This window comes from Streptomyces sp. URMC 127 (genome assembly GCF_051386535.1).
GTDB lineage: Bacteria > Actinomycetota > Actinomycetes > Streptomycetales > Streptomycetaceae > Streptomyces.
Map to the genome: position 1 here is coordinate 1 of NZ_JBPQTW010000317.1, position 5,843 is coordinate 5,843.

A 5,843-nucleotide genomic window follows, 5' to 3' on the forward strand; every position below is an offset into this window, starting at 1 on the left:
CGCCGAGCGCGCCGCCGCCACGGGCCTGCCCGTGCTGACCGTCGCCGACCCGCGCGCCGTCATGGGCGAGCTGGCCGGTCAGCTGGGCATCCCCGCGCCGCAGGGCCCCGGAGCCGCCGTCACCGGCATCACCCACGACTCGCGCGCCGTGCGGCCGGGTGACGTCTACGCCGCCCTGCCCGGCGCCCGCTTCCACGGCGCCGACTTCGCCGCCCAGGCCGCGGGCCTCGGCGCCGTCGCCGTGCTGACCGACGCCTCCGGCGCCGAGCGCGCCGCCGCCACGGGCCTGCCCGTGCTGACCGTCGCCGACCCGCGCGCCGTCATGGGCGAGCTGGCCGCCACGATCTACGGCCGGCCGGGCGAGGAGCTCCTGCAGATCGGCATCACGGGCACCTCCGGCAAGACCACCACGGCGTACCTGATCGAGGGCGGGCTGCGGGCGGCCGGCGGGAAGACGGGCCTGATCGGCACCGTCGAGTCGCGGATCGGCGACGAGCGGCTCAAGTCCGAGCGCACCACCCCCGAGGCCACCGACCTGCAGGCGCTCTTCGCCGTCATGCGCGAGCGCGGCGTCGCCTCGGTCGCCATGGAGGTCTCCAGCCACGCCCTGCGGCTCGGCCGCGTCGACGGCTGCGTCTTCGACGTGGCGGTCTTCAACAACCTCAGCCCGGAGCACATGGAGTTCCACTCCGGCATGGAGGACTACTTCCAGGCCAAGGCGGAGCTCTTCACCAAGGCCCGCAGCCGCGCCGGCGTCGTCAACCTCGACGACGAGTACGGCCGCCGGCTCGCCGCCGGCGAGTCCGAGGTGCCCGTCACCACGTTCTCCGCCGAGGGCCACCCCGACGCCGACTGGCGCGCGGCGGACGTCGAGATCGGCCCGTTCGACTCCGTCTTCACGATCCTCGGCCCGCAGGGCGAGCGGATCCGGGCCAAGGCGCCCCTCGCCGGCCCGTTCAACGTCGCCAACGCCCTCGCGGCCGTCGTCGCCCTCGTGGCCGCCGGCATCGACCCGCAGACCGCCGCCGACGGCGTCGCCGCCGTCCCCGGCGTGCCCGGCCGCCTGGAGCGCGTCGACGCGGGCCAGCCCTACCTCGCCGTGGTGGACTACGCCCACAAGACGGACGCCGTCGAATCGGTTCTCCGCGCGCTGCGCAAGGTGTGCGAGGGCCGCATCCACGCCGTCCTCGGCTGCGGCGGCGACCGCGACACCACCAAGCGCGCCCCCATGGGCGCGGCCCTCGCCCGGCTGGCCGACACCGCCGTGCTGACCTCCGACAACCCCCGCTCCGAGGACCCGCTCGCGATCCTCGCCACGATGCTGCAGGGCGCCGCCGAGGTGCCCGTCCACGAGCGCGGCACCGTCCTCCTGCTGGAGGACCGGGCCGACGCCATCGCCGCCGCGGTCGACCGGGCCGGGGCATCCGACATCGTCCTCGTCCTCGGCAAGGGCCACGAGCAGGGCCAGGACATCAACGGCGTCGTCCGCCCCTTCGACGACCGCCAGGTGCTGCGCGAGGCCATCGAAGCCGCGCAACAGCGCTCGTTGACCAAGCACCGGAACGACCAGGGATGACAGACCGCCATGCGCGCACAACCCTCCCCCCGGAAGATCTCCCGAACGGCCGGAGGTAAATCTCAGTGATCGCTCTGTCCCTCGCCGAGATCGCCGCCATCGTCGGCGGGCAGCAGCACGACATACCGGACCCGGACGCCCGGGTCACCGGTCCCGTCGTGATCGACTCCCGGGCCGTCGAGCCCGGCAGCCTCTTCGCCGCCTTCGCCGGGGAGCACGTCGACGGCCACGACTACGCCGAGCGCGCCGTCGAGGCGGGCGCGACGGCCGTGCTGGCCGCCCGCCCCGTCGGCGTCCCCGCGATCGTGGTCCCCGACGTCGAGCGGGCGCTCGGCACCCTGGCCCGCGCCGTCGTCGAACGGCTCGGCACCACCGTCGTCGGCATCACCGGCTCCGCCGGCAAGACCAGCACCAAGGACCTGATCGCCCAGCTGCTGGAGCGCCTGGGCGACACCGTCTGGCCGCCCGGCTCGCTCAACAACGAGATCGGCCTGCCGCTCACCGCGCTGCGCGCGACCGAGGAGACCCGGCACCTGGTCCTGGAGATGGGCGCCCGCGGCATCGGCCACATCCGCTACCTGGCCGAGCTCACCCCGCCGCGCATCGGCGTCGTCCTCAACGTCGGCACCGCCCACGTCGGCGAGTTCGGCGGCCGCGAGAAGATCGCCGTGGCCAAGGGCGAGCTCGTCGAGGCGCTGCCCGCGGCCGCCGGCGGCGGCATCGCCGTGCTCAACGCCGACGACCCGCTCGTGCGCGCCATGACCGCCCGTACGAAGGCCCGCGTCGTCCTCTTCGGCGAGGCTCCCGACGCCGACGTGCGCGCCGAGGACGTCCGGCTGACGGCCACCGGGCAGCCGGCCTTCACGCTTCACACACCCACCGGGTGCGCCGGCGTGACCATGCAGCTGTACGGTGAGCACCACGTGTCGAACGCGCTCGCCGCGGCCGCCGTCGCCCATGAGCTGGGCATGCCCGCAGAGGAGATCGCCTCCGCGCTCTCCGGGGCGGGCCAGCTCTCCCGCTGGCGCATGGAGGTCACCGAGCGTGCGGACGGCGTGACGATCGTCAACGACGCCTACAACGCGAACCCCGAATCCATGCGAGCCGCGCTGCGCGCGCTGGCCGCCATGGGCACAGCCGCAGCGGCGCAGGGGGCCCGCACGTGGGCGGTGCTCGGTCGGATGGCCGAGCTCGGCGAGGAGTCGCTCGCCGAGCACGACGCGGTCGGACGGCTCGCCGTCCGGCTCAATGTCGGCAAGCTCGTGGCAGTCGGGGGCAGGGAAGCGGCCTGGCTGCAGATGGGCGCCTATAACGAGGGTTCGTGGGGTGAGGAGTCGGTGCACGTGTCCGACGCGCAGGCGGCGGTCGACCTGTTGCGCAGCGAGTTGCGCCCGGGTGACGTCGTGCTGGTGAAGGCGTCCCGGTCGGTGGGGCTGGAGTGGGTGGCCGAGCAGCTGCTCGCCGACGGTGAGGTCGCCGGCTGATGAACCAGATCCTCTTCGCGGGTGTCATCGGTCTCTTCCTGACCCTCATCGGCACCCCGCTGCTGATCAAGTTCCTCGCCCGCAAGGGCTACGGCCAGTTCATCCGCGACGACGGCCCGCGCGGCCACGCCGGGAAGAAGGGCACGCCCACCATGGGCGGCATCGCCTTCATCCTGGCCACCCTGATCGCCTACGCCCTGACGAAGGTCATCACCAGCCACGAGCCGACCTTCTCCGGCCTGCTGGTGCTGTTCCTGACCGCGGGCATGGGCCTCGTCGGCTTCCTCGACGACTACATCAAGATCGTCAAGCAGCGGAGCCTGGGCCTGCGCGCCAAGGCGAAGATGGCCGGCCAGCTGATCGTCGGCATCGCCTTCGCCGTCCTCGCGCTGCAGTTCGCGGACACCCGCGGCCAGACCCCGGCCTCCACCCGGCTCTCCTTCACCCAGGACTTCGGCTGGTCCGTCGGCCCGGTCATCTTCGTGGTGTGGGCGCTGTTCATGATCCTCGCGATGTCGAACGGCGTGAACCTCACCGACGGCCTCGACGGCCTGGCCACCGGCGCCTCCGTGATGGTCTTCGGCGCGTACGTCTTCATCGGCACCTGGCAGCACGGCCAGTCCTGCGGCAACCCGCTGACCGCCGGCGCCGCCTGCTACGAAGTGCGCGATCCGCTCGACCTCGCCGTCGTCGCCTCGGCTTTGATGGGCTCCTGCTTCGGCTTCCTGTGGTGGAACACCTCGCCCGCCAAGATCTTCATGGGCGACACCGGCTCGCTGGCCCTCGGCGGCGCCCTCGCGGGACTCGCGATCTGCTCGCGCACCGAGCTGCTGCTCGCCCTCCTCGGCGGCCTCTTCGTCCTGATCACCATGTCCGTGATCATCCAGGTCGGCTCGTTCCGCCTCACCGGCAAGCGCGTCTTCAGGATGGCCCCGCTCCAGCACCACTTCGAGCTCAAGGGGTGGAGCGAGGTCCTCGTGGTGGTCCGGTTCTGGATCATCCAGGGCCTGTGCGTGGCCATCGGCCTCGGAATCTTCTACGCGGGATGGCTGGCCATCAAGTGACACCCTCTTCCGGCTCTTCCGGCCCCTCCGAGCCCTCCGCCTGGAGCGGCAAGCACATCACCGTCGCCGGCCTCGGCGTGAGCGGCATCAGCGCCGCCCGCGCCCTGGCCGGCCTCGGCGCCGTGGTGACCGTCGTCGACAGCGGCGACAGCCCGCAGCTGCGCGAGCGCGCGGCCGGCCTGGAGGCGGAGGGCATCACCGTCCGCCTCGGGGACGCGAACACCCTGCCCGAGGGCACGGAGCTCGTCGTCACCTCCCCGGGCTGGAAGCCGTCGAGCCCGCTGTTCGAGGCCGCCGCCGCGGCCGGCGTGGACGTCGTGGGCGACGTGGAGATCGCCTGGCGCCTGCGCTGCGAGAGCGGCCGCAAGCCGGCCGCCTGGCTCGCGGTCACCGGCACCAACGGCAAGACCACCACGGTCCAGATGCTGGCCTCGATCCTGAAGGCCGCGGGCCTGCGCACGCGCGCCGTCGGCAACATCGGCACGCCGATCGTCGACGTGGTGCTGGGCGAGGAGGAGTACGACGTCCTCGCCGTCGAGCTCTCCAGCTACCAGCTGCACTGGGCGCCGTCCGTCCGCGCCCACTCCGCGGCCGTCCTGAACCTCGCCCCCGACCACCTCGACTGGCACGGCTCCATGCGGGCCTACGCCGCCGACAAGGGCCGGATCTACGAGGGCAACCAGGTCGCCTGCGTCTACAACGCCGCCGACCCCGCCACCGAGCACCTGGTCCGCCAGGCCGACGTCGAGGAGGGCTGCCGCGCCATCGGCTTCACCCTCGGCGCCCCCGGCCCGTCCATGCTCGGCGTCGTCGAGGGCATCCTCGTGGACCGCGCCTTCGTCGAGGACCGGTACACCAGCGCCCAGGAGCTCGCCGAGGTCGCGGACGTCAAGCCCGCGGCCCCGCACAACGTCGCCAACGCCCTCGCGGCCGCGGCCCTGGCCCGCGCCTTCGGCGTGGAGCCCGCGGCCGTCCGGGAGGGCCTGCGCGCCTTCCGCCCGGACGCCCACCGCATCGCCCACGTCGCGGACGTGGCCGGCGTCGCGTACGTGGACGACTCCAAGGCCACCAACACCCACGCCGCGGAGGCGTCCCTCGCGGCCTACGAGCCGATCGTGTGGATCGCCGGCGGCCTCGCCAAGGGCGCCACCTTCGACAGCCTCGTCACCAAGGCCGCCAAGCGGCTGCGCGGCGTCGTCCTCATCGGCGCCGACCGCGCCCTGATCGCGGAAGCGCTGGCGCGACACGCCCCGGATGTCCCGGTCGTCGACCTCGACCGGACCGACACTGGGGCGATGGCCGCGGCGGTGCGGGAAGCGGCCCGGCTCGCCCGGCCGGGGGACACCGTGCTGATGGCCCCGGCCTGCGCCTCGATGGACATGTTCACCGACTACAACAAGCGCGGCGAGGCCTTCGCCGAGGCGGTGCGGGACCTGGCCGGCCAGGAGCCCGGCGCCCCGGGCGAGTAGCCGCCCGGTCCCCGCGGCGGGCTGAGGAGGGGACTTCCCGATCCTGGGAAGTCTCCGGGGCAGGCCCCGGGGCGTTCGGCCGGGCGCGCCGCCGGAGACCAGCGAAGGGGACACCGGGATGCACGCGGACGACACCCTGGGGCCGCCCGGCCCCTGGACGGCCCTGCGCGGCCCCGTCGCGCGCTCCGGGTCCGCCCGGGCGCCCCGCCCGCGCCCCGCAGCGGCCCGTGGAGGCGGCGCGGGGCGCGGC

4 protein-coding genes are annotated in these 5,843 nt (G+C 73.9%); all 4 read left to right on the plus strand.

The window, feature by feature from the left end:
* Positions 1-61: 61 nt before the first annotated feature.
* The 4 genes from ACSNOH_RS32945 (at position 62) to murD (ending at position 5,593) form a co-directional block, all read left to right on the plus strand.
* Positions 62-1,576: a UDP-N-acetylmuramoyl-L-alanyl-D-glutamate--2,6-diaminopimelate ligase gene (locus ACSNOH_RS32945; RefSeq protein ID WP_436725125.1), complete on the plus strand. Its 1,515-nt coding sequence runs from the start codon at positions 62-64 to the stop codon at positions 1,574-1,576.
* Positions 1,577-1,641: 65 nt separating this feature from the next.
* Positions 1,642-3,060, plus strand: coding sequence for a UDP-N-acetylmuramoyl-tripeptide--D-alanyl-D-alanine ligase (locus ACSNOH_RS32950; protein ID WP_436725123.1), 1,419 nt, complete (start codon positions 1,642-1,644; stop codon positions 3,058-3,060).
* Positions 3,060-4,124 carry a phospho-N-acetylmuramoyl-pentapeptide-transferase gene (mraY, locus tag ACSNOH_RS32955; protein ID WP_106682025.1) on the plus strand — a complete coding sequence of 355 codons (1,065 nt, stop codon included), beginning with the start codon at positions 3,060-3,062 and terminating at the stop codon, positions 4,122-4,124. The genes ACSNOH_RS32950 and mraY overlap by 1 nt, the downstream gene beginning before the upstream one ends.
* Positions 4,106-5,593 carry a UDP-N-acetylmuramoyl-L-alanine--D-glutamate ligase gene (gene murD, locus ACSNOH_RS32960; RefSeq protein ID WP_436725124.1) on the plus strand — a complete coding sequence of 496 codons (1,488 nt, stop codon included), beginning with the start codon at positions 4,106-4,108 and terminating at the stop codon, positions 5,591-5,593. Before mraY ends, murD begins: the two co-directional genes overlap by 19 nt.
* The last annotated feature ends 250 nt before the right edge of the window (positions 5,594-5,843 follow it).

Bases quoted from the DNA above. Each gene is read 5' to 3' on its own strand.
- ACSNOH_RS32945 (WP_436725125.1), top strand. From the start codon at position 62: ATGGGCGAGCTGGCCGGTCAGCTGGGCATCCCCGCGCCGCAGGGCCCC.
- mraY (WP_106682025.1), top strand. From the start codon at position 3,060: ATGAACCAGATCCTCTTCGCGGGTGTCATCGGTCTCTTCCTGACCCTC.
- murD (WP_436725124.1), top strand. From the start codon at position 4,106: ATGGCTGGCCATCAAGTGACACCCTCTTCCGGCTCTTCCGGCCCCTCC.